20 protein-coding genes are annotated in these 24,934 nt (G+C 50.0%); 6 read left to right on the forward strand and 14 right to left on the reverse strand.

Features of this window, described 5'->3' with window-relative positions; genetic code table 11:
* Positions 1–241 precede the first annotated feature (241 nt).
* Positions 242–1,756 (forward strand): hypothetical protein, encoded by a 1,515-nt coding sequence (locus tag NST33_RS28605; RefSeq protein WP_339305927.1) that lies wholly within the window; start codon positions 242–244, stop codon positions 1,754–1,756.
* 285 nt (positions 1,757–2,041) lie between these two features.
* Complete coding sequence (locus tag NST33_RS28610; RefSeq protein ID WP_339305929.1) at positions 2,042–3,718, forward strand: PucR family transcriptional regulator ligand-binding domain-containing protein; 1,677 nt, start codon at positions 2,042–2,044, stop codon at positions 3,716–3,718.
* Between the two features lie 16 nt (positions 3,719–3,734).
* Here the strand turns inward: NST33_RS28610 and NST33_RS28615 are convergent, their stop codons facing one another.
* The 11 genes from NST33_RS28615 to NST33_RS28665 all read right to left on the reverse strand — a co-directional run bounded on the left by NST33_RS28615 (position 3,735) and on the right by NST33_RS28665 (position 15,649).
* Complete coding sequence (locus NST33_RS28615; RefSeq protein WP_062836929.1) at positions 3,735–3,962, reverse strand: hypothetical protein; 228 nt, start codon at positions 3,960–3,962, stop codon at positions 3,735–3,737.
* Positions 3,962–5,407, reverse strand: coding sequence for a dihydropyrimidinase (hydA, locus tag NST33_RS28620; protein WP_339305931.1), 1,446 nt, complete (start codon positions 5,405–5,407; stop codon positions 3,962–3,964). The genes NST33_RS28615 and hydA overlap by 1 nt, the downstream gene beginning before the upstream one ends.
* On the reverse strand, positions 5,404–6,699 hold the full coding sequence (gene preA, locus NST33_RS28625) for an NAD-dependent dihydropyrimidine dehydrogenase subunit PreA (protein ID WP_076319240.1): 1,296 nt from the start codon (positions 6,697–6,699) through the stop codon (positions 5,404–5,406). The genes hydA and preA overlap by 4 nt, the downstream gene beginning before the upstream one ends.
* A gap of 104 nt (positions 6,700–6,803) precedes the next feature.
* Positions 6,804–8,171, reverse strand: a complete 1,368-nt coding sequence (locus NST33_RS28630) for an NAD(P)-dependent oxidoreductase (RefSeq protein ID WP_260633051.1) — start codon at positions 8,169–8,171, stop codon at positions 6,804–6,806.
* 111 nt (positions 8,172–8,282) lie between these two features.
* The gene (locus NST33_RS28635) at positions 8,283–9,164 is read right to left on the reverse strand and encodes a nitrilase-related carbon-nitrogen hydrolase (RefSeq protein WP_221825454.1); all 882 of its coding nucleotides are present in this window, start codon (positions 9,162–9,164) and stop codon (positions 8,283–8,285) included.
* Positions 9,165–9,168: 4 nt separating this feature from the next.
* On the reverse strand, positions 9,169–10,458 hold the full coding sequence (locus NST33_RS28640) for a M20 family metallo-hydrolase (protein WP_221825457.1): 1,290 nt from the start codon (positions 10,456–10,458) through the stop codon (positions 9,169–9,171).
* 38 nt (positions 10,459–10,496) lie between these two features.
* The gene (locus tag NST33_RS28645; protein WP_339305934.1) at positions 10,497–11,870 is read right to left on the reverse strand and encodes an aspartate aminotransferase family protein; all 1,374 of its coding nucleotides are present in this window, start codon (positions 11,868–11,870) and stop codon (positions 10,497–10,499) included.
* 21 nt (positions 11,871–11,891) lie between these two features.
* On the reverse strand, positions 11,892–12,956 hold the full coding sequence (locus tag NST33_RS28650; protein WP_339305936.1) for an ABC transporter substrate-binding protein: 1,065 nt from the start codon (positions 12,954–12,956) through the stop codon (positions 11,892–11,894).
* Positions 12,957–13,096: 140 nt separating this feature from the next.
* Entirely contained in the window at positions 13,097–14,035 is a 939-nt protein-coding gene (locus NST33_RS28655; RefSeq protein ID WP_339305938.1) for an ABC transporter permease, read from the reverse strand.
* Complete coding sequence (locus NST33_RS28660) at positions 14,032–14,844, reverse strand: ABC transporter permease subunit (RefSeq protein ID WP_339305940.1); 813 nt, start codon at positions 14,842–14,844, stop codon at positions 14,032–14,034. Before NST33_RS28660 ends, NST33_RS28655 begins: the two co-directional genes overlap by 4 nt.
* Positions 14,825–15,649: an ABC transporter ATP-binding protein gene (locus NST33_RS28665; RefSeq protein ID WP_237177369.1), complete on the reverse strand. Its 825-nt coding sequence runs from the start codon at positions 15,647–15,649 to the stop codon at positions 14,825–14,827. Before NST33_RS28665 ends, NST33_RS28660 begins: the two co-directional genes overlap by 20 nt.
* A gap of 364 nt (positions 15,650–16,013) precedes the next feature.
* Here NST33_RS28665 and NST33_RS28670 point away from each other — a divergent pair, with 364 nt between their 5' ends.
* The 3 genes from NST33_RS28670 (at position 16,014) to NST33_RS28680 (ending at position 20,572) form a co-directional block, all read left to right on the forward strand.
* On the forward strand, positions 16,014–18,239 hold the full coding sequence (locus tag NST33_RS28670) for a methyl-accepting chemotaxis protein (RefSeq protein WP_339305943.1): 2,226 nt from the start codon (positions 16,014–16,016) through the stop codon (positions 18,237–18,239).
* Positions 18,240–18,358: 119 nt separating this feature from the next.
* On the forward strand, positions 18,359–19,360 hold the full coding sequence (moaA, locus tag NST33_RS28675; RefSeq protein WP_100528370.1) for a GTP 3',8-cyclase MoaA: 1,002 nt from the start codon (positions 18,359–18,361) through the stop codon (positions 19,358–19,360).
* A 375-nt stretch (positions 19,361–19,735) separates the two neighbouring features.
* Positions 19,736–20,572 (forward strand): methyl-accepting chemotaxis protein, encoded by an 837-nt coding sequence (locus tag NST33_RS28680; protein ID WP_036612668.1) that lies wholly within the window; start codon positions 19,736–19,738, stop codon positions 20,570–20,572.
* A 209-nt stretch (positions 20,573–20,781) separates the two neighbouring features.
* Here NST33_RS28680 and NST33_RS28685 read toward each other — a convergent pair whose 3' ends face one another.
* Complete coding sequence (locus NST33_RS28685; RefSeq protein ID WP_339305945.1) at positions 20,782–21,390, reverse strand: LysE/ArgO family amino acid transporter; 609 nt, start codon at positions 21,388–21,390, stop codon at positions 20,782–20,784.
* Positions 21,391–21,525: 135 nt separating this feature from the next.
* Between NST33_RS28685 and NST33_RS28690 the strand changes: the two genes are divergently transcribed.
* Positions 21,526–23,019 carry a PLP-dependent aminotransferase family protein gene (locus NST33_RS28690; protein ID WP_339305947.1) on the forward strand — a complete coding sequence of 498 codons (1,494 nt, stop codon included), beginning with the start codon at positions 21,526–21,528 and terminating at the stop codon, positions 23,017–23,019.
* Positions 23,020–23,178: 159 nt separating this feature from the next.
* On the opposite strand, the gene NST33_RS28695 is transcribed toward NST33_RS28690, so the two are convergent.
* Positions 23,179–24,006, reverse strand: a complete 828-nt coding sequence (locus NST33_RS28695) for a carbohydrate ABC transporter permease (protein WP_047840740.1) — start codon at positions 24,004–24,006, stop codon at positions 23,179–23,181.
* Positions 24,003–24,887 (reverse strand): sugar ABC transporter permease, encoded by an 885-nt coding sequence (locus NST33_RS28700; protein ID WP_339305949.1) that lies wholly within the window; start codon positions 24,885–24,887, stop codon positions 24,003–24,005. The genes NST33_RS28695 and NST33_RS28700 overlap by 4 nt, the downstream gene beginning before the upstream one ends.
* Positions 24,888–24,934: the final 47 nt, after the last annotated feature.

The following is a 24,934-nucleotide window of genomic DNA, read 5'->3' on the forward strand; positions in this document are numbered from 1 at the left end:
AGTCGTGCTCATGTAACGGTTCGAGTACAACTTATATACAGACTATAATATTTAACTTCTCGCCTCTTAGCGCATATTGGAATGGTTAACAATTCCGATATAAAGCTAAGGGGCTTTTTTTTGAATGAGAGCTCTAATTTTAACAAACTATAGGAGGTCATAGTTGTATATGTTACTTAGGTCCAGAACAAGACTTTACACCTGTTGTTTACTTGTTATCTTTCTTATTTCTATCACAGTTGTGGGTATTCCAGGCACAGCACTCGCATTACCTATTGAAGAAAAGGAACTCCCTCAGGTCTCATCCAATGAACATTTACGGTTTCGGGCTACATTTAGTGGAGACGTACAGGATGGTCAAATGGTTGTGACCGTGAAAATGAGTACGACCAGCTTTGACACAGGTGAAAGAATTAACCAAAATTTTACATTTAATCAGCCGCCAATCAAAAATATGAAGAAATCATCAATGGATATGAATTGGAGGAATCAGGGGCAAGGCGAACTTACGATGACACCTGCCGGATTGAAGGCCTATGGAATTCTCGATCCTGAGGGTGGTGTCGGTGGAGTACTCTTTGAGTTTAATCTCAGAACTGAGACATTGAGAAAAGTTGTGGATCTGCCCACTGACGCTACAGTGTTCGTATATCCTTCAGCAGGCGCATATATGCTAGAAAGTAATTCTATTCGCAATCCGGCATCCTACTTGTATCGAATTACGGATAGCAAACCCATTCCCACGACCACACGTTATCCAAACCGATTTAGTGGTGTAGGTGAGAGGTCCATGCCCTGGTTCAAAAAATCTCCAAGTTATGGAACTCACATTATTAGTGGTAATGATCCAAAGAATTCAACCATGTTTACCTTGATTGATGGTCAACTAAAGAAGCTGGCAATTCAAGCCTCTACCGATGAATCCGACACTGGATACACACGCAGAATCATTCCTTTTATGAAAGAGCATTTGGAGCTATACATGCCGCATACATACACTCCTTTTTCTGAAAACACAACAACTCTCAGCTACACTAAGGGGAAAAAGAAAAAGATCCTGTTCAAAGGCAAAGGATATCTGATGACCTTTATGTCACCGAATCAAAAATACATGTTGCTCTCCCAGGAAATCGTGGAAAAGGGAAAACTCCAGCAATTAAGAATGTATCTATATGACCTATCCGGCGAACCCAAATTGGTACGTGAAATCAAACCTCATTATGGGTTGGGAAGTCGCGACGTAGTATGGTTCTCCGATGATTTAATGATGATTAATTACAGCACGGGTATGCCAAACACATTTCCACCTGTCTTCTATTCAGTAACAAGTGATTATGCCATACCTGCAGATGATCAGACGTTCATGTTTTACAAGTCCTATAGTCATCCAGAGAATTATTGGGACAATTTCAGTTATGAACAATTAAATTCACTTAACGATCCTGTACCTTTTATCTACAATGACAAATATCTTGTTTTTAAAGGGCAAGGACCCTTCTCGCTAAAAGGAAACACGTACTTTCCGATTAAAGCTTTTGCCGAACAAACCGGAGTAACCCTGACCACAGATGCTTCGCATGTCAATTTAACAAAAGACAATAACGCTGTGACTCTATTCAAAAAGGATCTTCCGAAATCCTTTGGTAATTTATATATGTCTACCGGAGATCTTCGAAAGCTCGGTTTTAAATTTACGTATGCCGGTGCACACGGATTCGAATTTAACGACTCAAGTTCCACCGTTCAAACAGAATAACTACATTCACTTGTACTTCCGGATTCGCATGAAGCATCGTCCGGAAGTACTTTTCGTTCATGATAGCGAACTCATCGTTAAATAAACGTCATATAAACTGACATATAAATTCTTCATTTTAATCAAAATCACAAAAAATGCAGACTCGTTTGTCATTTGAAACAAATGAACGTGAGATTTCTGCCCACCTGCTGTAAATGGAATTATAATATGAATTAATTATGTAAGTTGACGGATTCCAGACTCCAGATAGATCACATGTAATTGGGGAAGGACGGTGGTTGTGTGGGGGAGACAACGCTTCATATTCAAGTCAGAGACATGTTAAAACGTCCGGTATTTCGCAAGGCGGAAGTTCTGGCCAGTGATCGTGCATTGGAGCGGTATGTTCGCTGGGTTCATATCATGGAGGTTCCTGAGGTAGGGGACTTGCTCAATGGCGGGGAATTGGTACTTACGACAGGCATTGGCTGGCAGGAAGGTGAGCAGCAAGGCCTGTCTTTTTTGCGTCAGTTAATTGCGCGTGGGGCTGCCGGACTCTGTATGGAACTGGGGGATCACACCAAGTCGCAGCTCGGTGCGATGAAAGAAATTGCAGTAGCAGCGGATTTTCCGTTGATCTGGTTTCACGAACAAGTCCGTTATATTGATATTACGCAAGACCTGCATTTTACCCTGATTCGCAGTCATCAGCGGATGATCGCTGAACTCGATAGTCTCACCACCTCCTTTAACCAACTTCTTCTGAATGGAGACGGGGTACAACCCCTGCTTCGATTATTGTCACGTACAACCGGATATGCCGTGGAGTTATATCCACTTGAAGGGGAAGCAAGTGCCGTTCCCTACTGCCCTCCAGAGCAGCTGGAGAATCGACGGCAGGATTGGTTTTTGCAGCGGGAACATCTGGTGGAAGAGGATATTCCGAATTTAATGCGGCTGTCAGATAACAAATTGCATGCACTCAGCATGCCTGTTCAGGCGTTGGATTACACCTTTGCCGACCTTGTGCTGATGCATCAAAAACTGCCGGATCAAGATTCAAGTATACCAATCAAACCCTCGGATGAATTCGTCATTCAAGCACTGGAACGTTGCGCGGCCGCGATTGCCCAGGACTGGATGCGAACCAAATACATGGAAGAAAAACGCCGCTACAAGGAAGATATGTGGGTCATTGACTGGCTTAACGGACATCACTCCACGAAGGAAATCCATGAATATGTATCTACCGTTAATCCCCTTCTCGCAACGAGCAAAGCTACGATTATCTTATTCGACAGTAACCCCGCATACACAGACAGCCTCAAACTTCAGAAATTATTAATCCAACGCAACATCGTTGCCCGTTCCGTGTTCGCTCGGGAGAATTTCACCCTCTACAGCACCGTTCTAAACCACCAGATCATTCTTATCATTCTCGACCCACTACCCGGATCTCAGCGTAAAAGCAGTCTCTGGCGCTGCATCGAACAGCTGCAGCAGCATGAACAGGAACAGACCCACTGCCTCTTCTCGGGCCTTGTCGGTATCGGTCATAACTGCACAGACCTCTCCCGTCTTAAGGATAGTCTGGAATCCGCGAAGGAGACAATGCGAATTCAGAAGGACATCGGTGTGATGCAGCAGCCCTTTTACAGTAACCTTCATTGTTATCGCATCATCGCCAGTATGAAGCAAAGTGGCAATTTGGATGATTTTATTGAAGAATATCTGGGGCCGCTCATTCGTTACGATGTAGAGAAAGGAGGTCAGCTGCTGCGCACACTCAAACAATATTTGGTCCTGTGCTGCTCCAAACAAGAGACGGCCACTGCGCTATATATCGTTAGACAGACGTTGTATCACCGTTTGGACAAAATCGAAGCCCTTCTGGGAGAAGACTATATCCTCCCCGAGAAAAGGGTCGCGATCGAACTTGCCATCTACGCTTATGAGTACGTACACGGCCCGATCGCATGAAGAGCTTCAGTATGGTCTACGCTCCCCGTTGCTCCTGAAGCTGGCGAATCAGGATGTGACTGAACCACTTCCGTCCAGACGCCGTGCCTACGTATTGCTCTTGTTTCTCTTCGGGAAGATCCGGGTGCCCCCATATGACGTGAGCACCCTCCAGATGTTCCCGCACCGCATAGATCCGATAACCCTGTGCAACCATTCGCTCTATGGCGATCCTCTCGGCCTCAAACACATCATGATCCGACATCAGCTTCTCCCTCCATTCACTGCCGTCACGGGTTGTTTCATCGGTATAGGTGCACCTGCATCATACTTGTTGCGCTTCACATACTGCCCCGCCCCTGCTGTTCCGGCATACTGTCGATCTCGAATGACATACTCCCCGCGGCACAACACCGTCACCGGACACCCCTGTACCTGCATGCCTTCAAATGCACTGTAATCCACGTTCATATGATGCGTATCTGCCGAGATCACCCTGTTTACAGAGGGGTCAAAAATAACGATATCCGCATCTGTCCCGACAGCCAGAGTCCCTTTCTGCGGGAATAGTCCAAATAACTTGCTCGCTCTTGTCGAACATAGATCGACCCACTGATTGAGCGTAATCCGCCCCTTGACTACACCTTCCGAATACAGAATGCTGAGGCGATCTTCGATGACCGGCCCTCCATTAGGAATTTTGCTAAAATCATCCTTGCCCAGGTCCTTCTGCCCTTTGAAATTAAACGAGCAATGATCAGAGCCAATCGTCTGCAACTGACCGCTTTTCAATGCATTCCACAGCACTTCCTGATGCGCTACTTCCCGCAGCGGAGGTGACCAAACATACTTTGCACCCTCAAAGTCCGGCTGATCCATGATCGACTGATCCAAAGTCAAATACTGAGGACAGGTCTCCCCCCAGATTCGGTAGCCCATTTCACGCATACGTGCGATCTGCTCCACCGCTTCCGCACAGGTCACATGCACGACATACAGCTGTGAATCCGCAAGTGCAGCCAGACGCGCCGCACGCCCTGTTGCTTCTCCCTCCAGCAAGGATGGACGAGTCAGCGCATGATGAATCGGCTCGGTGCGCCCTTCAGCGAGCGCCTGTCGAACCAGCAGGTCAATGACATCCCCGTTCTCGGCATGCACCATCACGAGTGCGCCGTACTCTTTTGCCTTCTGCAGCGTCTGGAAGAGAATCCCGTCATCGGCCTGAAACTGGTTTTTATACGCCATGAACACCTTGAAGGATGATACACCCTCTTCTTCAATGATCTGCGGCAGCTCTTCCAGCACCTGATCATTCATCTCCCCAATCATGAGATGGAAACCGTAGTCGATGGCGGCTTTACCCTCGGCTTTGGCATGCCACTCTTGGAGTGATTCGATTAATGGACGGCCTTTTTGTGTCAGACAGAAATCAATGATCATTGTTGTACCGCCAAAGGCTGCCGCTTTCGTTCCCGTCGCAAAATCATCCGCCGTTACCGTTCCACCGAAGGGCATATCCAGATGTGTATGCGGGTCGATCCCGCCCGGAATGACGTAACAGCCCGCTGCATCCACAACCTCCGTTCGTTCGTCAGGCATCAGTCCGATGCCAATCTGTGTGATTTTACCCTTTTCGATCAAAATATCTGCTTCAAAGGTATCTGACGCTGTGACCAACACACCGTTACGAATCAATTTGCGGGTACTCATGATATCGCCTCCTTGGTTGATTGATCTCTAACGGATTGCAGCATGGCAATCGCAGACTGACGTTCATTCCAGGTTACAGGTTCCTGCTCAGGTACAAGCTCAACCATCTCTATCGCCCCATCCACCGGGCAGACGATCGAACACAGATTACAGCCAACACAATCCTCCTCCACCACTTCTAGATAGGAACCGGACGGGTCGGTCAACATATCAATACACTGGTGCGAAGTGTCCTCACAAGCAATATGGCATTTGTTGCAATTGATGCAGACATCGCGGTTGATGCGGGCGACCACTTTGTAGTTCAGATCAAGATTGCCCCAATCCGAGTAACGTGGAACCGTCTGACCTACCAGTTCTGCGACACTGCTCAGGCCCTTTTCATCCAAGTAATCGTTCAGCCCATCAATCATGTCCTCCACAATGCGGAATCCATGATGCATCGCTGCGGTACATACTTGGACCCCTGTAGCGCCCATGAGCAGAAACTCTGCGGTATCCCGCCAATCAGATATGCCGCCTATGCCCGAGATCGGCACACCCACCTCCGGATTACGCGCGCACTCGGCAACCATGTTCAGTGCAATTGGCTTCACGGCTGGTCCACAGTATCCACCGTGCGCGCCTTTGCCGCCCACATGGGGCACGGTATTCCACGAATCCAGATCCACACCTGCCAGGGAGTTAATCGTATTGATCAGGGAGATCGCATCTGCGCCACCGCGGACAGCTGCCCGGGCAGTCGCCGTAATATCCGTGATATTCGGCGTGAGTTTCACGATCACCGGTGTGGTCGCCACTTCCTTCACCCACATCGTCTGGAGTTCGACCAGGTCAGGTTGCTGACCAGAGGCGGCTCCCATACCACGTTCGGCCATGCCATGCGGGCAACCAAAGTTCAGCTCCAGGCCATCGACGCCGACAGCCTCCACCTTTTTGACAATCTCATGCCACTTCTCCCGCGTAGGTTCCACCATCAGTGAAGCGATAACCGCACGGTCCGGGAAGCGTTTCTTGGTCTCGGCGATCTCCCGCAGATTCACTTCCAGCGGACGGTCCGATATCAATTCAATATTATTAAACCCCGCCACCCGCTGCCCACCAAAATGGACAGCCGCGAAACGCGATGATGTATTGATAATTGGCTCGCCCAGCGTCTTCCACACCGCACCACCCCAGCCCGCCTCGAACGCACGCTGAACCTGATATCCCGTATTGGTCGGTGGTGCAGATGCCAACCAGAATGGATTGGGTGATCGAATACCTGCCAGATTAATGGATAAGTCAGCCATAACGATCCCTCCTTGGTGTTGTTTGAACTTACAGTCTGCCGCTTACGGCACGGAAGCTACTAAAACACGTGCAGTTTGTTATCGGTACATTGTATAGCGCCTGCTCATGCCGTCTCTTCCACCTGTCCAGGCAATGCCTTCATGACTGCGGCAGCAGCCAGCTTACCCTGCTGTGCAGCCGAGACAACCATCGCCTCACCCTGGCCCTGACCAAAAATGACATCTCCTGCCGCATAGATCTGAGGATGCGAGGAGCGGTACGTATGCGGCTCTATCTCGACGACGCCCCAGTGGTGACGCAGCCCAAACGCTTCAATTAATGGTAATAAACGATGCTGTCCAATCGCCCGGATGACCGTATCACATTCAATCATGAACTCCGATCCCTCCACAGGCACAGGCAACGCGCGCCCACCACCAGGCGGGGAAATTAGCTCCATTTTCACACATTCCACAGCTTGAACCCGACCATTCTCGTCTCCAATGATACGCTGCGGCATCGTAAACCACCGGAACTCTACACCCTCCTGCTTGGCAAACGTATATTCAAACGCATACGCCGTCATCTGGCTTTCCCCGCGCCGATATAACATCTGCACCCGCTCGGCACCAAGGCGTACCGAACAGGTCGCTGCATCTACCGCCGTATTGCCCGCGCCAATAACGGCGACCTTCAGACCATTCAGCGCGGGTGGAACACCCTGCTTGGTAGACTCCACCAGTTCAATCGCGTCATAGACACCTTCCAGTGTCTCCCCTTCAATGCCCAGCATGGGTACTGAACCCATGCCACAGGCCAGAATGACCGCTTCATGCTGCTCCAGCAACTGCGAAGCAGGGATATCCACACCAATGCGCACACCATAACGAATCTGCACACCAAGCGCCTCTACCTGCTCCACTTCCCATAGCGCAACCGATTCGGGCAAACGGAAAGATACGATGCCGTACGTATTCAGCCCCCCGCCTTTGGGTTTGGCCTCGTAGATCGTCACCTCATATCCTTCGCGCCCCAGTTCACGTGCCGCTGACAGTCCTGCTGGCCCTGCTCCCACAACAGCGACGGTTCTCCCATTGGCAGGTGCTGCCTGGAATAACGGCTCATTCTTCGCACGCGCCCAGTCGGTGGCATATCGCTGCAAGTCACCAATCCGGATCGGCTTCGACGATTCGTTTAGCACACATGCGCCTTCACAGAGCTCTTCCGTGGGACATACACGTGCGCAGCTGGCTCCAACCGGATTCGCATGCATGATGGTGCGGGCGGAACCTTTCAGGTGCCCTGTTGATATTTTGCTAATAAAAGAAGGGATATTAATGTCGGTTGGACAAGCCTTGATACAAGGTGCATCGTAACAGTACAGACAGCGGTTCGACTCCTCCATCGCTTCCTTGCCTGTCATGGCGGGTTTCATCTCGGCAAAACGACTCTCCCACCCATAATCGGATAACGTTGTTCCTGAGCTGTTCATCAATGTCATGCACCTCCTGGAGAATGATCCACGCTATCTAAAACAATCTTACGTGCATTACACATGCCACCCCGCTGACAGAATCACTTACCGATCACTCGTTGCTGCTTCCTACAGACTAACCAGATGTTCGTACGTTTCCGGCCTGCGATCCCGGTAGAACTGCCACACATTACGCACCTCACGAATCATCTCCGTATCCATCTCTCCAATAACGACCTCATCCTGATCCCGGCTACCTATCGCTACCATTCTGCCTCGCGGGTCCACCAGGTACGACTGTCCATAAAATTCACCCATATTCCACGGCGCTTCCACGCCAACACGGTTAATGGCCGCTACATAATAGCCGTTAGCTACCGCGTGAGCAGGCTGTTCCAGTTTCCACAGATATTCCGATGTACCCGCAACCGTAGCGGACGGATTGAATACAATTTCTGCCCCTGCGAGCCCAAGCAATCGTGCCCCTTCCGGAAAATGACGATCATAACAGATGTACACACCCACTCTGGCGTAGGCCGTATCAAAAACCGGAAACCCAAGGTTACCTGGTTTGAAATAATACTTTTCCCAGAACCCATTCGTACCCTCACCTGCTTCCACATGCGGGATATGATGTTTGCGGTATTTGCCCAGATACGTACCATCCGCATCAATAACGGCTGCCGTATTGTAATACGAAGCAATGCCCTCCACCTCGTATACAGGTAAAATAATCACCACCGCAAGCTCCTTTGCCAGCTCCTGAAAACGTCTGGTCGTTGGTCCTTCCGGCACCGGTTCAGCGGATGCATACCATTTGGGATTCTGCTCTGTGCAAAAGTACGGCCCATAGAATACTTCCTGCAACCCGATGATCTTGGCGCCTCTTGCAGCCGCTTCACGGACCAGCGTTATGTGTTTCTGAACCGCAGCTTCTTTGTGCACCTCAACGGGAGCCGAACCTTCGATTTCATGAGAAGCCTGTATTAATCCGATGCTGATTTTGCTCATAACGTCACAACGCCTCCTCAGGTAAAATGATTGATTGGTTCATTCCACTGCACATCCTCCGAATGGTGCGATACAACACTTCCGTGCCAAGTACAATATCCTCCGGGGAGGAATATTCGCTGGGATGATGACTGATGCCGTCTTTGCTGCGGACAAAGATCATGCCATAATCACACGCAAGCGAAATGGCCAACGCATCATGGAACGGACCACTCATCAGTTCTGGCAAAATAACCCCGATCTCTTCCGCGGATGAACGAATCACCGACTTGATTGGCTCTGCACAATACCGCGGCTCACTATTCGTATCCTCTGTCAGCGAGTAGGTTAGACCATATCGGAAACTCACGTCATCCAAAATGTTCATCAATCGGGCTTCAAGCCGGTTCCTGCGCTCCATCTCCATGTCTCGCAAATCAACCGTGAAACTGACTTCCTCTGGGATGATGTTACGCGAGTCTGGAAACACCCTCAGACTACCCACCGTACCTACGGTTGGAGCTTCCGGGTCTTCTCTCACCATATCGTCAAAAGCCGCAATGACTTTGGCGCTGCCTACCAAAGCATCATGCCGCATCCCCATCGGAACGGAGCCCGCATGACCCGCCATGCCTTTCATCGTCACCGTAAGCCACAACGGGCCCGAGATGCCCGTCACCAGACCTACTGGTGCATTCAACGCTTCCAGCACCGGCCCCTGCTCAATGTGCAGCTCCAGATAACTGCCAATGGAACCTGGCGGATAGATCGCTTCTTCAAAATCCGAAGGAGAACAGCCGAAGGCTTCCAGCGCCTCCCGGCGAGTCACTCCGTTTTTATCCTGACGCTCCAGTTCGCCCTCTTCCAACTGACCGGTTATACCACGCGAGCCGAAAAGGCCTTTGTTAAAACGGGAACCCTCTTCATCGCAAAAGGCAATCACTTCAATCGGCATTAGGGGCTGAATGCCATTTTCGATCAGGCACTGCACGGCTTCGAGTGCGCCAAGCACACCAATCGCTCCATCATATCGACCGCCGTAGGGCTGAGAGTCGATGTGGGAACCAATCATGAGGATCGGCAGCGCCTGATCCTCACCTTCCAGACGACCAATCAGATTGCCAAACGGATCAAGTCGTGTCGTCAAACCGGCATTTTCCATCCAGAGACGAACCTGTATGATGCCGTCCATATCTTCCGGGGTCAGGGCAAGTCGGCAGACACCCGTCTCCGCGATTCGGCCAATCTGTGACAACTGCTCAATTCGCTCATTCAGCCGATGCTGATTAATGACTTTGCCTCTTGTGGTCTGCATCCTCCCTCGCCTCCTTGTGTTTTATCCATCCACGCCAACTAACCTGCGTCCAGACTACGTAGCGCAACGAGTAAACTTCCAGCGATCAGATCCAACTCATCCTCGGTGGTGACAAAAGGTGGGGAGATCGTCAAAATGTTTGCAAACCCCGGCACGGTATCGCCGTTCTTGCCAATCAGGATGCCGTCCCTTTTACAACTGGCGAGTACCTTCATCACTTTGTCCGCCTCCGCAGGAGAACCGTCTGCTTCAATCAATTCAATGCCACAGGCGAATCCGAATGAACGGATATCCCCCACAACAGGCAGTTCGAGCAATGGCTCCAGCTTCTCACGAAGCAGATATCCCAGTTCTTCCGCCCGGCTGACCAGATTCTCTCGTTCCAGAATCTCCAGATTCGCCAGTGCCACCCGGCAGGACACGGGATTCCCGCCAAATGTATTCACATGGCGAAAATGGGCATCCGGGCCGGGTTCCCGGAACGTATCATACAGATCGGCTCGCACGGCCGTTGCTGATAGCGGCGAATAGGCACTGGTCATGCCTTTTGCCATCGTCACAATATCAGGCTGTACGCCATAGTTCTGATGACCAAATTTCTGCCCAGAGCGGCCAAAACCACAGATTACCTCATCTACAATGAGCAACACACCATAGCGCTGACAGATCTCTTGCACGGTACGCATATAATCCGGCGGGGGTACAATCATGCCGCCTCCTGTGATTACCGGCTCCATAATTACTGCGGCAACCGTCTCAGGACCTTCCCAACGAATCACCTCTTCATAGATAGTTGCACATTCGAGTCCGCACCCATCCTTGTTTCGTCCAAACGGACAGCGGTAACAATACGGTGGTGGAATATGAGAGAAACCTACGCCAAGCGGCTCGTATTTGATCTTGCGGGCAGCTTGCCCGGTGGCGCCCAGTGCGCCCATGGAGTTACCATGATAAGCACGGTGACGGGAAATGAATTTGTGACGAGTAGGCTCACCATTCTGATGGTGATACTGACGGGCTATTTTGAAAGCCACCTCATTCGCATCTGAACCTGAGTTGGAGAAGAATATTCGATACTCCCCCTCCAGCCATTCATTCAGCTTCTCCGCCAGCAAAATCGCCGGTTCGTGACTCTGCGTCATCGGTACATAAGCGAGTGCTTTCATCTGTTCATAGGCACTTCTCGCAATCTCCTCACGGCCATGCCCCACATTCACACACCACAGTCCGGACATCGCATCCAGATAACGCGTACCATCCTGATCGGTGATCCAACTGCCCTCCCCACTTACCGCAATCATTGGATGATCGTTATGAGGCGAGATGTGATGCCACACGTATTTGCGATCCTTCTCCAGCCATTCTTCCTTCGTACCGCCAAGCGGCTGAGGCTGCTGATCCACAGAACTCATTCGTCATCCTCCTCCACACGCTTATTTCACCGCTTCTTCATAGATGCTTTTCTCGAGCGCTTCATCCAGGTTGGCAGCTTTTTTGATCAGACCATAGTTCAGTGCAATATCCGCAGTCCGGGTAAATGACTCATCCACAAAACTGCCGACTTGCTGCTCCGTAAATCCTTCCGGTTGAATCAGCTTCGCAATCTCTTCCAGCATCGTGACCTGATGTTCACGGGTGGTGCTGCCATCCGTCACATTACTCATCACGATATCCACCGTTTCATCCTGTTGATCAATGGCGTAATTCCACCCTTTCAGAATGGCACGGGTCACTTTGATCGCAAGCTCACGGTTGCTGTCTACCCAATCCTTTTTGGCAATCAGCGTATCCTCCAGCATGCCAACACCGGCATCTTCAATGTTGAACACATCCAGATCGGATTCTTTCATTCCACTTTCCAGTACAACGTGGTATTCGTTATAGATCGTCGCCGTAGCTACATCTACCTGATCGTTGAAAAACTGATCCATTGTGAAGCCCTGCTTCACCAATTCAATGTCTTTCTTCGGGTCCAGGCCGTTCTTCTCCATGAACGCGAGCACCTGAAACTGCTGACTGCCAAACCAGGTACTGACCATCTTGCCCTTCATCTGAGCCGGATCGGTAATGCCCAGGGACTTCTTCGCAATCAAACGATAGCTGCTCTTCTGTGAGATCTGGGCGAGCGAGACGAGTGGCAGGCCGTTATCCCGGCTGACCAGCAGACTGTCTACACCCGTAATGCCCACATCGGCCGCGCCATTGACCACCTGCTGCTCAATCACGATATCCGGGCCACCCGGAATAATCTCGGCATCAATGCCTTCCTCTGCAAAAAAACCTTTTTCCTTCGCTGCATAAATCCCGGCAAACTGCGCCTGCGGCACCCATTTCAGTTGAATTTTCACTTTGGTTAACGGTTGATCTGCTTCTCCCGCCCCTCCTGAACTCGCGGCAATAGGTCCAGCCGCTGGCTCGGACTTCGTAGAACATGCGCTCAGCATCGTAACAACCAACAGGAGCAATACCAGCAAACCCGGCTTCAACGTTTTGTACATGTACAGAACAACCCCCTGTTTATATACGAATTTTCAAGCATCAGTCCGAGTTCAAAAAGTCTGCTTTTCAGTACCGTGGACTTTTTGAACAACCTCAATCACGTATTACGATCTATGGATGGTTGATACCCTGATGTATGTTAGTGATCTGTGCGTGCACGATTCCACGGAATGAGTCGCTTTTCTGCCAGAACAACCGCTTCATACAGCACAATACCGAGCGCAGCGGCGATGACAATGCAGGACCAGGCCAAGGGCATGTTCGCCAGTCGAATCTGATCCGAGAGCAAGTATCCGAGCCCTTGTGAGGCAATGAAAAACTCACCCACAATGGCCCCGATAATACTGGTCGACATATTGATCTTCAGTCCGGCAAAGAGGGAAGGCATGGCGTGAGGCAGTCTCAGCTTCCAAAAAAACTGCATCCTGCTCGCAGCAAGGCCACTCAGCAGATCACTGTACTGCGGTTGAATGGAAGTCAGCCCTTTGAACAGGCTGACGGCCATGGCGGCCATTGTAATCACCGTGACGACTGCAATACGCGACCAGATCCCATCACCAAACCAATTGTTCATAATCGGGGCAAGGGCCACAATCGGAACAGCGTTCAGTGCTGACAAAACCGTAACCGCGGCCCTGCCGCTTGTTGGAAAGAACGATGCACCCGCTGCCGCTAGAGCGCCCAACAATGATCCGAGCAAGAAACCTCCCAGCATTTCGGTTCCGCTGTACATCGCATAACGAAAGAGCATATTGGCATTTTCCTGAATGGATGCCGCAATCGCGGAAGGCAAAGGTAGTTGGTAACTTTCCAGCGAAAATATCCAATGAAACAACCTGAGCTGCCAAAGGGTGAGAAACAACACACCAGCACCCCAAGGAAGCATGCTCAGTGCAATGGAGCGCCCGCGAACGCTGGTGCCCAATCTGGCCTTTTCAGCTTGTCCCTGTTGTCCATGAATTTCCGATCCGGGAGAAGCCGTCATCTGTGAACCAGTGAGGGGCGTAGCCGCGCCAGTTACAGCAGCAATTGCCACACCTTCATCCTGCTTCCGTTGCAAAACTTGACCTTCACTCATGTGGCATCCCCTCCTTTGGCCCTGAATTCAGGCTGCCAAGGGGTCAGCCAACGTTCTGCCAAACTGATGGCCAGATACGAGATCAGGCCAATGCCAATGCTAAGCATGATGGTCGCCCAGAACATGCCAACTTGGGCATGACCGTAATATAACGAACTGACCATCAGGACGCCGAGTCCATCGGGAGCGCCCATCAATTCCACAACGATGGAGGAGGTCACCGCCAGCGGAGCGGCTATTTTCAACCCAGAAAATAGTCCCGGAAGTGCTGAGGGCAGCAGACATTTGATATATCGTGCAGTCAGTGAAGCTCCACAGGAACGCATAAGTTCCAGGTGCTCTGGTGCTGTACTTTTCAATCCTTTTAACGTATGGATGATGATCGGGAAGAAAGTAACATACGCCGCCATAACAATTCGGGCCCACTCCCCGTTGTGAATGATGCCGTACACAATTGGTGCTAGACCAATAACCGGAACCATCTGTGAGGAGACAACATATGGCGATAACGTGCGCTCCAGCCAGACAGCCGCACTCATGAGCAGCGCCAAACCCAGACCCAGCAACGTTCCCCCTGCAAAACCAATGGCTGCATTGCCAAACGTGACAGCCCCCTGCTCTGCGAGCGTACTCGAGTAACGAAACAAGGCTACAAAGACTTCGTGCAGATAAGGAAGGCGAGACGCCGCCTGCTGGGGTGACAAGAACAGTTGGAGTATCCAGGCGATTCCTTCCCACAGCACCAATATGGCCATAATCCAGATGACAACCCAGGAGCGATATCCTGGTTTAAAGAACCGCAGAGACATGAGATTCATCACGCTCCTCGTAGAAGCAGTTGCGAATGGTCGTGATCATGTGGTAGAAGGCTTCCGTTTCTCTTAGTTCACTATGACGTTCGGAAGGCAGATTGACGGAATGAATGGAATGCACCTGTCCCGGATGTGCCGAGAGTACGATGATCCGGTCGGATAGAAATACCGCTTCGGGGATGCTGTGTGTGACAAAGAGGAAGGTCTTGCCTGTTGAGCGCTTGATCTCAAGCAGCTCCAATTGAAGTTTTTCTTTGGTGAATTCGTCCAGGGCCGAAAAGGGTTCATCCATCAGCAGCAATGGTGGATCAAGCGCAAGGGCACGTGCAATGGATACACGTTGCTGCATCCCGCCGCTGAGCTGCCATGGATAATGGTCTGCGAAGCGGGTTAGCCCTACCATTTCAAGCAGTTCACCGCTAATGCGGCGGCACTCCTTCCGGCGGGTACCGAGCAGCTCCAAGGGCAATTCCACATTGTGACGAACGGTGCGCCAATCGAACAGGGCTGGTGTCTGGAAAACGATGCCGAACTGTCGCTGTAGACGAGCACGCTCAGGTTCCTGACCTGCAATGCGTACGGTGCCTGAGGTGGGCTGAAGCAGATCACCTACCAGCCGGAGCAAGGTCGACTTACCACAGCCGGAAGGGCCCAGCAGAGAGACAAACTCATTGGACTGGATCTGGAATGTAACATCCGACAAGGCAGTCACTTGTTGTGTACCTTTGCCAAAAACAACGGACACATGATCTACATCAATATGGCAGGCTTCGGGGACTGTGGCTGAGGATATGGAGGACATGGGCATTCTCCTTTGTGGGAAGTTGTTTTCATTGCACACCAAGGCTGAATGGGAGGTTTATATACACAAACGTAACAGGTTTTGCTTGTTAGATAATACTATATCGCTTTGGGCGGGGATTACATTATACAGTGTGTTTTGAGTATGGGCCTGTTCATGTTACACAATGTAAAATGAGACCCATTCTCAGATGTATTCATGTGAATTTCCTTGGTAGAAAGCTAACATATATTTCACCTAACAATAAACGTACGATCATTTGTATTTATTGAATGAATATTCGGAAAATATGACATATCCCCTCGTATTCTTGTTCGTTTTCTTGTATAAAGATTGAATATAGAATCCAGAAATTGGGGTGGTCATGATGTTTGATTGGCTGGGATGGAGAAAAGGATTGCCGCTGTGGCGATCGTATCGGTTGAACGCACATATGAAGGAAGATGTCGAACAGATCTTTGAGGGGATTGCGGAAACGAGACGGCAGCTTATGATGGACTGGGCAGATGAACAATGGAATCACCTGGACCGTTTGCTCCAACAGATACAGTCGGTCCAATTAGAGGATGTATTACAAGGTTCACAGCAACGAAGCAAACTAGATGCATGGTTTCAATCCAGTTATATTCGAGCCGTAGACAGTACGGAGCTATTCATGCTGAACGAACAGAATCAGGTGGTATTCTCTACATATAAGAAACATATTGGACAGATCTATGAAGATTACGAAGCTTTAATTGGACCAGGATTGAAATACTCCAGAGCAGATCTCCATGGAAAAAAATGCTTGTATGGTCCTTATTCTGATCCACTGACGTTGGATATTGGTCCACGCTCGTCCGCTTTTCACGATGATGTCACCTTGCTGTTTATCTCCCCAATCCTGCAGGAAGGTCGATATGTCGGTTCATTATGCAGCCGTGTACCCGGGGATATACTCGGTGACCTGATCCAACGAGAATCTGGTCATATCTATCCTGATTCCGGTGACAATTACCTCTTTATGGCTGAGTCAATATTACGGCCCCATCTGCAACCAGGCACCGCCTTATCCCGAAGCCGCTTCGAGGACCGTACTTTTACACATGGGGAAAATCTCAAAGATGGTGTCACCACCGAATGGGGTATCGTTTCCGTCAAGGAGCATACCGAGCTGGAACTCATGTTCACTGACCCGTCGACCGGAGAACTACACCCCGGAGTAGCAAACACCATTCAGAATGGTTCCAATCTGTTCGTAGCTTTTCCCGGCTACTCGGACTATCGCCATATTTCTGTGATCGGCAAAGGCATCACCTTCCAGCTGCCACACTGTCCTGATCGCTGGGGCATGATGTGTGAAGGGGATCTGGAGGAAGTGTATCGGATACGAAGCATCGGCTGGCGCCAGTTCAAGCAGCACAGTCTCTTCACGCTTTTGTCAGGCGTTGCAGGAGCAGCTCTTGTCTATGCCCTCACTGGTAGTGGGTGGAGCGCAGCAGCAATGGCCGCTGTTAATGTGTTATTCGGATTCTTCACTGCATTACAGCTGCATCGCAGCCAATATCAACGAGTTCATGAAGACTTGCGTCGCATCAGCCGATTTATTCGAATTAACGCCGAAGGCAGGGGGGATCTGACCCAGCGCCTGGACACGTCTGCTTTTGCCCAAGATGAATCAGGTGAACTGGCGAAGTGGATCAACAACATGATCGATTCTCTGGAAGGCATTATGCTGAAGGTACAACTTGCCACGGTAGACGTTATGGATAATCAGTATCAGATGCGAACTTCAACAGAGACAACCCAAGGTACGACTGAGCGTGTGAACTACAAGCTTGGTTCGATGATTCAGGCCATTCGCACCCAACTGGAAGATCTCGACCAGGCCAAGATCGCTGCTGATCACATGCGCATAACGCTGCAACAACTGGAGACCTCTGCTACCGAACAGATCAGCGTGGCTCAACAGGAAGTGGAACGAATCGGCGATAAAATGACCCAAATCTCAGGAGCGGTGTCCGATACCAACCGTACCATCCTGTCCTTCATGGATACCATGAAAGAGATTTACCGTGCACTGGCTGTCATTGATGAAATTTCAGCTCAGACCAACCTGCTGGCTCTGAATGCCACCATTGAAGCTGCACGCGTGGGCGAACATGGCCAAGGGTTCTCAGTCGTGGCAGGGGAAATCCGCAAGCTGGCCGAGTTATCCCGCTCTTCAACTGAAAATATTCATCAGATTCTGGACCGAATCTCAACGGCAGCAGGAGCCGCATCTCAATTAATCACAGAGGGTGATCAGGTACTGGCTGAAGGAACAACACTGGTTCAGGCCGCTTCGCAACTTCTGCAAAATGCTACCGCTGAAGAACCTGAGCGCACGCAAGTCGTGGATCAAGTGGTCATGCTGATGGAGAATATTGCTGCAATCAGCCATCAAAATCGGGCGACTTCTGCTGAGGTAGAAGCAGAGATGATGGAGCTGATCCGTGATATGTTGCAGGTTCAGCATTCTTCTCATAATGTGGAAGCCATTACCGTCTTTCTGCAACAACTCGTGGGTCAATTCCATCTAAACCATCCTGCCAAAAATGCTGTCATCTGACGTCATCGTTGACGCGGATTGGAGAAATAGCTAAAATTTGATGCAACTGTTCCTTTTGAAATTGTCGTATCATTTATAATAGAAGATTTCCAATCTGAACCGATGAAAGGGTGGTCTGCATGGAACTGCTTCAGGATTCATTTGGCCGGATACATGACTACATCCGTATTTCTGTTACGGACCGCTGTAATTTACGCTGTGTGTACTGCATGCCTGCAGAGGGCATGGAGTTTGCTCCACATGATGAGATTATGAGCTACGAAGAGATTGCGCAGGTGCTGAAGGTGCTCGCTCCCATGGGCATGCGCAAAGTCCGACTCACCGGGGGCGAACCGTTGGTACGCAAGGATCTGCACAAGCTCGTCAGCATGATCTCGGCAATTGACGGGATTGACGATATTGCCCTGACTACCAACGCTCTTCTGCTGGACAAACAAGCTCAGGCGTTGAAAGATGCCGGGTTGAACCGGATTAACATCAGTCTGGATTCCCTGCGCGCTGATCGCTTCTCCATGATTACCCGCGGCGGAGATGTGAACAAGGTGCTGAAAGGCATTGAAGCTGCAACTGCCGCTGGCCTTGCTCCGATCAAGCTGAATGTTGTGCTGATGAAGGGTATCAACGATGATGAGATCAAGGATTTTATTGCAATGACGATTGATCAACCTCTTCATGTGCGTTTTATTGAATATATGCCGATTGGACAGGCTTCAGATTCATGGCGCAAATCTTATTTGCCGCTGGAAGCCGTGACAGATGTATGTGCTGAAGCAGGCTGGACGGTAGAAAATACAACAGGCCCTGCGGGCAATGGCCCATCACGAAATATGAAAATTGCGGGCTCCGAAGGCACATTTGGATTGATTCATCCCGTAAGCGATCACTTCTGTGACAATTGCAACCGACTTCGGCTGACCGCAGACGGACATATCAAAGCCTGCCTCTACTGGTCAGATGAGTATAATGTTCGCCGCTTCGTGGATGATCCGAATGCCATGGCGGCGCTTTTCCTCAAAGCGCTGGGTACGAAACCAAAGAATCATGAGATGGCTCTGGCTTTGGAACAAAAAATGCAATCTCATACACCGACGGTACGCCGCATGTCCCAGATTGGCGGATAGCAACAGTACGCATATAACACGACCGCGCATTCCTGCGTATGGATATATATCTGTACCGTCAGGAAGACCTCTTCACACAACGGAAGAGGTAACGCTGGCGCGGTGACCCCTTACGTAAATCAGCTTTCATAACGTGAAGTGAAGCGTGTCATAAAACATAGGTGGATAACCAAAGCAGACAAGAGCATGATGTTCTTGTCTGCTTTTTCGTTATTTTTTCGTAAATTTCTGAAAAACTCCAATTCCCCTGTTTCATTTGTTGGAAATTTAATTAATATACGTTATGCCCTTATCAGGCCTTCAAGATTAACCTCATTCTGACGATGTATACAATACATCTAGATGATACATATACATTATAGGAGCTGAACCTTATTGAACATCGTTGAAGCACTCGTTGCAGCAAGTCCATATTTTAAAATTATGCTGAAAGAACATGATATCATGATTGCGGTAACCGACACGGAGAAGTTCTGGTATTATGTTCCCAGCAACGAACTCGATCTGGGCATCAAGGCAGGAGACCCCGTTTCCCTCGATGACCCTACACTCCGCCGGGCACTTATACATGGAGAAACTTCAGCGAACCGTATTGATGCAAAATTCTATGGCACATCAATCAACTCGGCGGCCACCCCACTTCGGGATGAGCAAGGAAATATCGTAGGCACACTTGCCATTGGTTTCTCTCTTCAGAATGAAGAAAAACTGGAGTACTTCACTGAATTGATCGGCGGTATCAGCGGAAAATTAACAGATATGGTGCAGACGGTAGCCGCCCAATCCGAGCAATTGACGGCATCTTCCACGCAGATTTTGGATAATACCCGCATGGCTGTGCAGAACTCAGGTGAAGTGAACAAAGTCGCCGCATTCATCCGTGAAATCTCAGAACAGACCAATCTGCTCGGCCTGAATGCAGCCATCGAAGCAGCCCGAGCAGGTGAAGCAGGCGCCGGATTCAGCGTTGTTGCATCTGAAGTGCGCAAACTTTCTACAGGTACCAAAGAAGCTACGGTGAATATCGAACGTTCCTTGAAGGATGTTCAGCATTCCATTCAGCAGATGGAGCAGGAGATCACATCCATCTCACAGTCTAGCAACCAACAAGCGGTGCTGGTAACCGAGTTCAGCGAGGTCATTGATCAGTTGAACAGTGTAAGCCGTGATCTGAAAGTGTTTATTGAATCCATGCTGCTGAAGGCGGAATAGATCCGATTACGATGACCCTAATTCAAATGACCCGCCATATATGGGAGACACAACATCGAAGTATTATCGAGCACTACATATTCCTACTCAATAACTAGATCAGTTAGCTATGCTGATAATCAAATTCAGCACCTACATTGAACCCTCCGTGCGATTAACGTCACGGGGAGTTTTTTTATTTTAACAGGATGAGTCACATCACGGTCCTTCTATGAATAGATGAGCTTCCACAGCATCATAACCGCCAGCCCAACCATGACCACAGCGGACAACCGATTAAACACCAGACTGATGCGTCCAGTTCGATCCGTTCTGCCAATCACCCTGCCTGCGCCTGCAAGTCCCAAGAACCATATCCACGATACAGCCGCGGCTGTCAGGGCAAAATAGATGCGCTCCACCCCTTCATACTCAAGTGAACTGGTGCCAATCACGGCAACGGTGTCCAGCAGCGCATGGGGATTGAGTAAAGATACGGATGCGGCGAACGCAATCTGTCGCCCTGCTGACATTACCGTTTGCGAACCTTCCACAGATTCGGATGACCTCCAGATACTCCAAGCCATATACAGCAAAAACAAACTTCCTGCGCCATACAACACATTCGCCAGAACTGGCCATTGCAGCAAAATGAGCGACACCCCTCCAACGGCTGCCCCGATCAACAACGTATCACTGACCCCTGCCGTTATTACAGCAGGCAGTGCATGTATATAACGCCTCTGGCTCATGCCCTGGTTAAAAATAAATACATTCTGCACACCCAGTGGTAAGATCAGGCCAAACGCCAGAACCACTGCGTGAATAACAACCTCCATCGTGCTTCCCCCTTATCTCTGTCCTTCATATTAGGGGAGATGATAACTGACGTAACCAACCACTTGGATGGCATCAGACCCAACCAAATGATATAGTGTTCGTTACAAAGAAAAACGGAGGTGATTCTGCCTGTAATGGAACGTTCTGATTCTCGGCTAAACATGGGGTGGAAGCCGAACCCTTCTCTCGACTTGCCCTTGTATCGCCAGATTGAAGCCTATGTCCGGCAGAAAATCACAACGGGCGAATGGTCAGCAGGATACCGTCTCCCCTCACAGCGAATATGGGCTGAGTCCATGGGGGTAAACCGCAGTACATTGGTCACTGCCCTTGATAATCTGGCCGCCGCTGGTCTGATTGAGGGCAGACATGGCGGGGGAACTTATATTTCAGGCTCCGGTTGGCATGGTATGGCTCACGGAGCCATGCCTAACTGGAACGAAGCCATCGAGGAGGGCTGGTATTATCCCAACCTGCCCGAGATCCAGCAGATTAATCAGGCTGAATTCCGGCCTGGCATCATACGCCTAGGTACAGGGGAGCTTGCCCCGGAGCTGATGCCTCAGGATGCTTTTAACGACATTCTGTATTCCCTATCCCATCGTTCGCGTATACTCAACTACCTGGAACCTCAAGGAAGCCTGGAGCTTCGTGAGGCTTTGTCAGTCCATTTGCAGGCTACTGGCATTCCAGCCTCTCCAGATTCCATACTGATTGTATCGGGCTCTCTTCAGGCGCTACACTTGATTTCGGTCGGACTTCTCCCTCGCGGATCAGCAGTTCTGCTGGAAAAACCGTCGTATCTCTATTCCATTCACGCCTTTCAGTCGGCAGGGTTGAAAATGAGTGGTATCCCGATGGATGACGAAGGCCTACACATTGCACGTCTGGAGGAAGCTGCGCAGCATGTAAAAGATCAAGACCACATCTCGCTTCTCTACACGATCCCGAGCTTTCACAATCCCACCGGCTCTGTCATGAGTGATCACCGCCGGGAAGAACTGATGACCACGGCTCGAACACTAGGCATCTCCATACTGGAGGATGCCGCCTACAGTGATCTGTGGCTGGATACTCCTCCTCCCTCATCGCTGAAGGCGCGTGACCAGGAAGGACGGGTGCTGCATATGGGTACCCTGTCAAAAGCAGTCAGCCCCGGACTACGTCTCGGATGGCTAGTTGGGCCAGAGCCGGTCATTCGCCGTTTCGCCGATATCAAGATGCAGACCGATTATGGTACCAGTTCACTCGCCCAAGAAGCTGCTGCCCTGTGGTTCGCAGAAGGACATCACGCTGGACATATGGAACGCCTTCGCCCTGAACTACGCAGACGCAGAGATACCATGCTGGAGCTGCTTCAAAGTCACTTTCATGGTATTGCGGAGTGGGAAATACCCGCTGGTGGATTTTATATCTGGCTGCAATTCACGGTCTCCCCTCTCTCCATCCGCCAATTGTTCCATACCTGTCTGGAGCAAAATGTACTTATCCACCCGGGTTATCTGTATGACCGGCTGGATGCGAGTCACATTCGGCTGTCTTACGCTTATGCCTCACCTGATGAGATGGAGCGTGGACTACAATGCCTCGCAGAGGCTGTCCAGAGGCTCATGGATTCTGAATCCTGACTTCGACGAATACTGTTTCCTGACTTCGCAATCAAAAAACAGCCTTGACCTGGAAGGACCATGTCCTTCAGATCAAGGCTATTCGCGTAAATTTTGTAAGTTTAGCCGAATACCAGTACGGGCAAATACCAGCTGCGCTCCGGGATTCCTTTGAATGTTCTACCCTTTGACCGCACCCTCCGCAATACCCTCCATAATGAACTTCTGGAAAAACGCATAGATTAGAATAACCGGAATTGCAGTCAGTACCAGGGAGGACAGAATCAACGGCCATTCCTTGTTATATTCACCAAACAGCATGTTCGTGGACAGAATCAGCGTATAACGATTCACATCGGTTAGCATGAGCAGTGGCAACAAAAAGTCATTCCAGATCCACAGGAAGTCCAGAATCGCGATGGTGACTGTGATCGGAAGCAAGAGCGGGAAGATAATCTGGAAGAACGTCTGGAACTCATTACATCCATCCATCTGAGCCGACTCCTCCAATTCACGCGGAATAGACTTCACAAACCCGTGGTAGAGGAAGATTGCCATGTTCACACCAAGCCCGATATAGATCAAAGCCAATCCGTACGTGCTTCCTTGCACCCCCATGCCTTTGGCTACCCGTGTCAGCGGAATCATGATTGAGTGGAACGGTACTAACATGGACGCAACAAACAGGAAGAAGATCAGGTTGCTCAAACGTCCGGAGGTACGTGACAGCTTGTATCCCGCAAGTGAGGCACAGAAGACAATTCCCCCGATCCCCAGAAAGGATACAATCGCCGAGTTCATCGAACTGCCCAGCAGATTGATTTTGTTAAACGCGTCCGAATAATTCTCCCAGTGAAGCGTTGTTGGCAGCGCGAGAAAGGATTGGAACATCTCACCCTGTGTTTTGAAAGAGTTCACCACCGCCATGTAGATCGGCAGCATGGCAACGAGAGAGCCCAGAATCAGCAGCAGTCGAATCAGATAACTGTTCAGTCGTTGCATCCTCATGCTTCCACCTCTTTCTTCTTCATGACGGTGATCTGGATGAGGGTAAAGATGAGTACGATGATGAACAGCACAACCGATTTGGCACTCGCATAGCCGTATCTGAAGTTGTTGGAGAACGCTTCTTCATAGATGTTCATCGTGATCACCTGCGTGGCTCTGCCCGGTCCACCACCCGTCAGTCCATACACCACTTCAAACACTTTGAATGCTCCGTTCAGCGTAAGGAAGAAACAGATGGTCACGGCATGAGTAATCATTGGCAACACCACATTGCCCAGCACCTGGAATGCGTTGGCCCCATCAATAACAGCCGCTTCCTTGAGGCTTTTTGGCACACCCTGAAGAGCAGCCAGATAGATGATCATCATATACCCTACACCGTTCCAGAGCGATACGATCAGAATGGAGTAAAATGAAAACTTCGGATCACCCAGCCATTGCTGGTCGAGGAACGAAAAGGCCAGTTTCTGTGCGAGCTGTGGCAGCACCTGAGAGAAGATAAATGTCCACATGAAAGCACTGATGATTGTACTGATCATGTTAGGCATGAAGAACAGCGTCCGGAAGAGCCCCTTGCTGCGCGTTCGTGACTCAATCAACACGGCGAGCAACAAGGCAATTCCATTTTGCAGAATCAGCATAAATATTACATATTTCATCGTGAACCACAGGGAGTTCAGAAAGTCAGGATCTTCTTTGAACAATTCCACGAAGTTGCCCAGACCGATAAAGCTGTAATCCCGATTGAGTCCGTTCCAATCCGTCAGACTATAGAACATGCCACTAAACGTGGGATACAGCAGGAAAATCGCATAGATGACAAAGGCAGGCGCAGTGAACGCGAGCAGTGACAGATACTTCTTGAACACATTCGTAGCCATTGGTTCTCCCCCTTTTCACTCGAAGCGGATGATTGTAAACGAGGGAA

The organism is Paenibacillus sp. FSL L8-0435, assembly GCF_037965655.1.
GTDB lineage: Bacteria > Bacillota > Bacilli > Paenibacillales > Paenibacillaceae > Paenibacillus.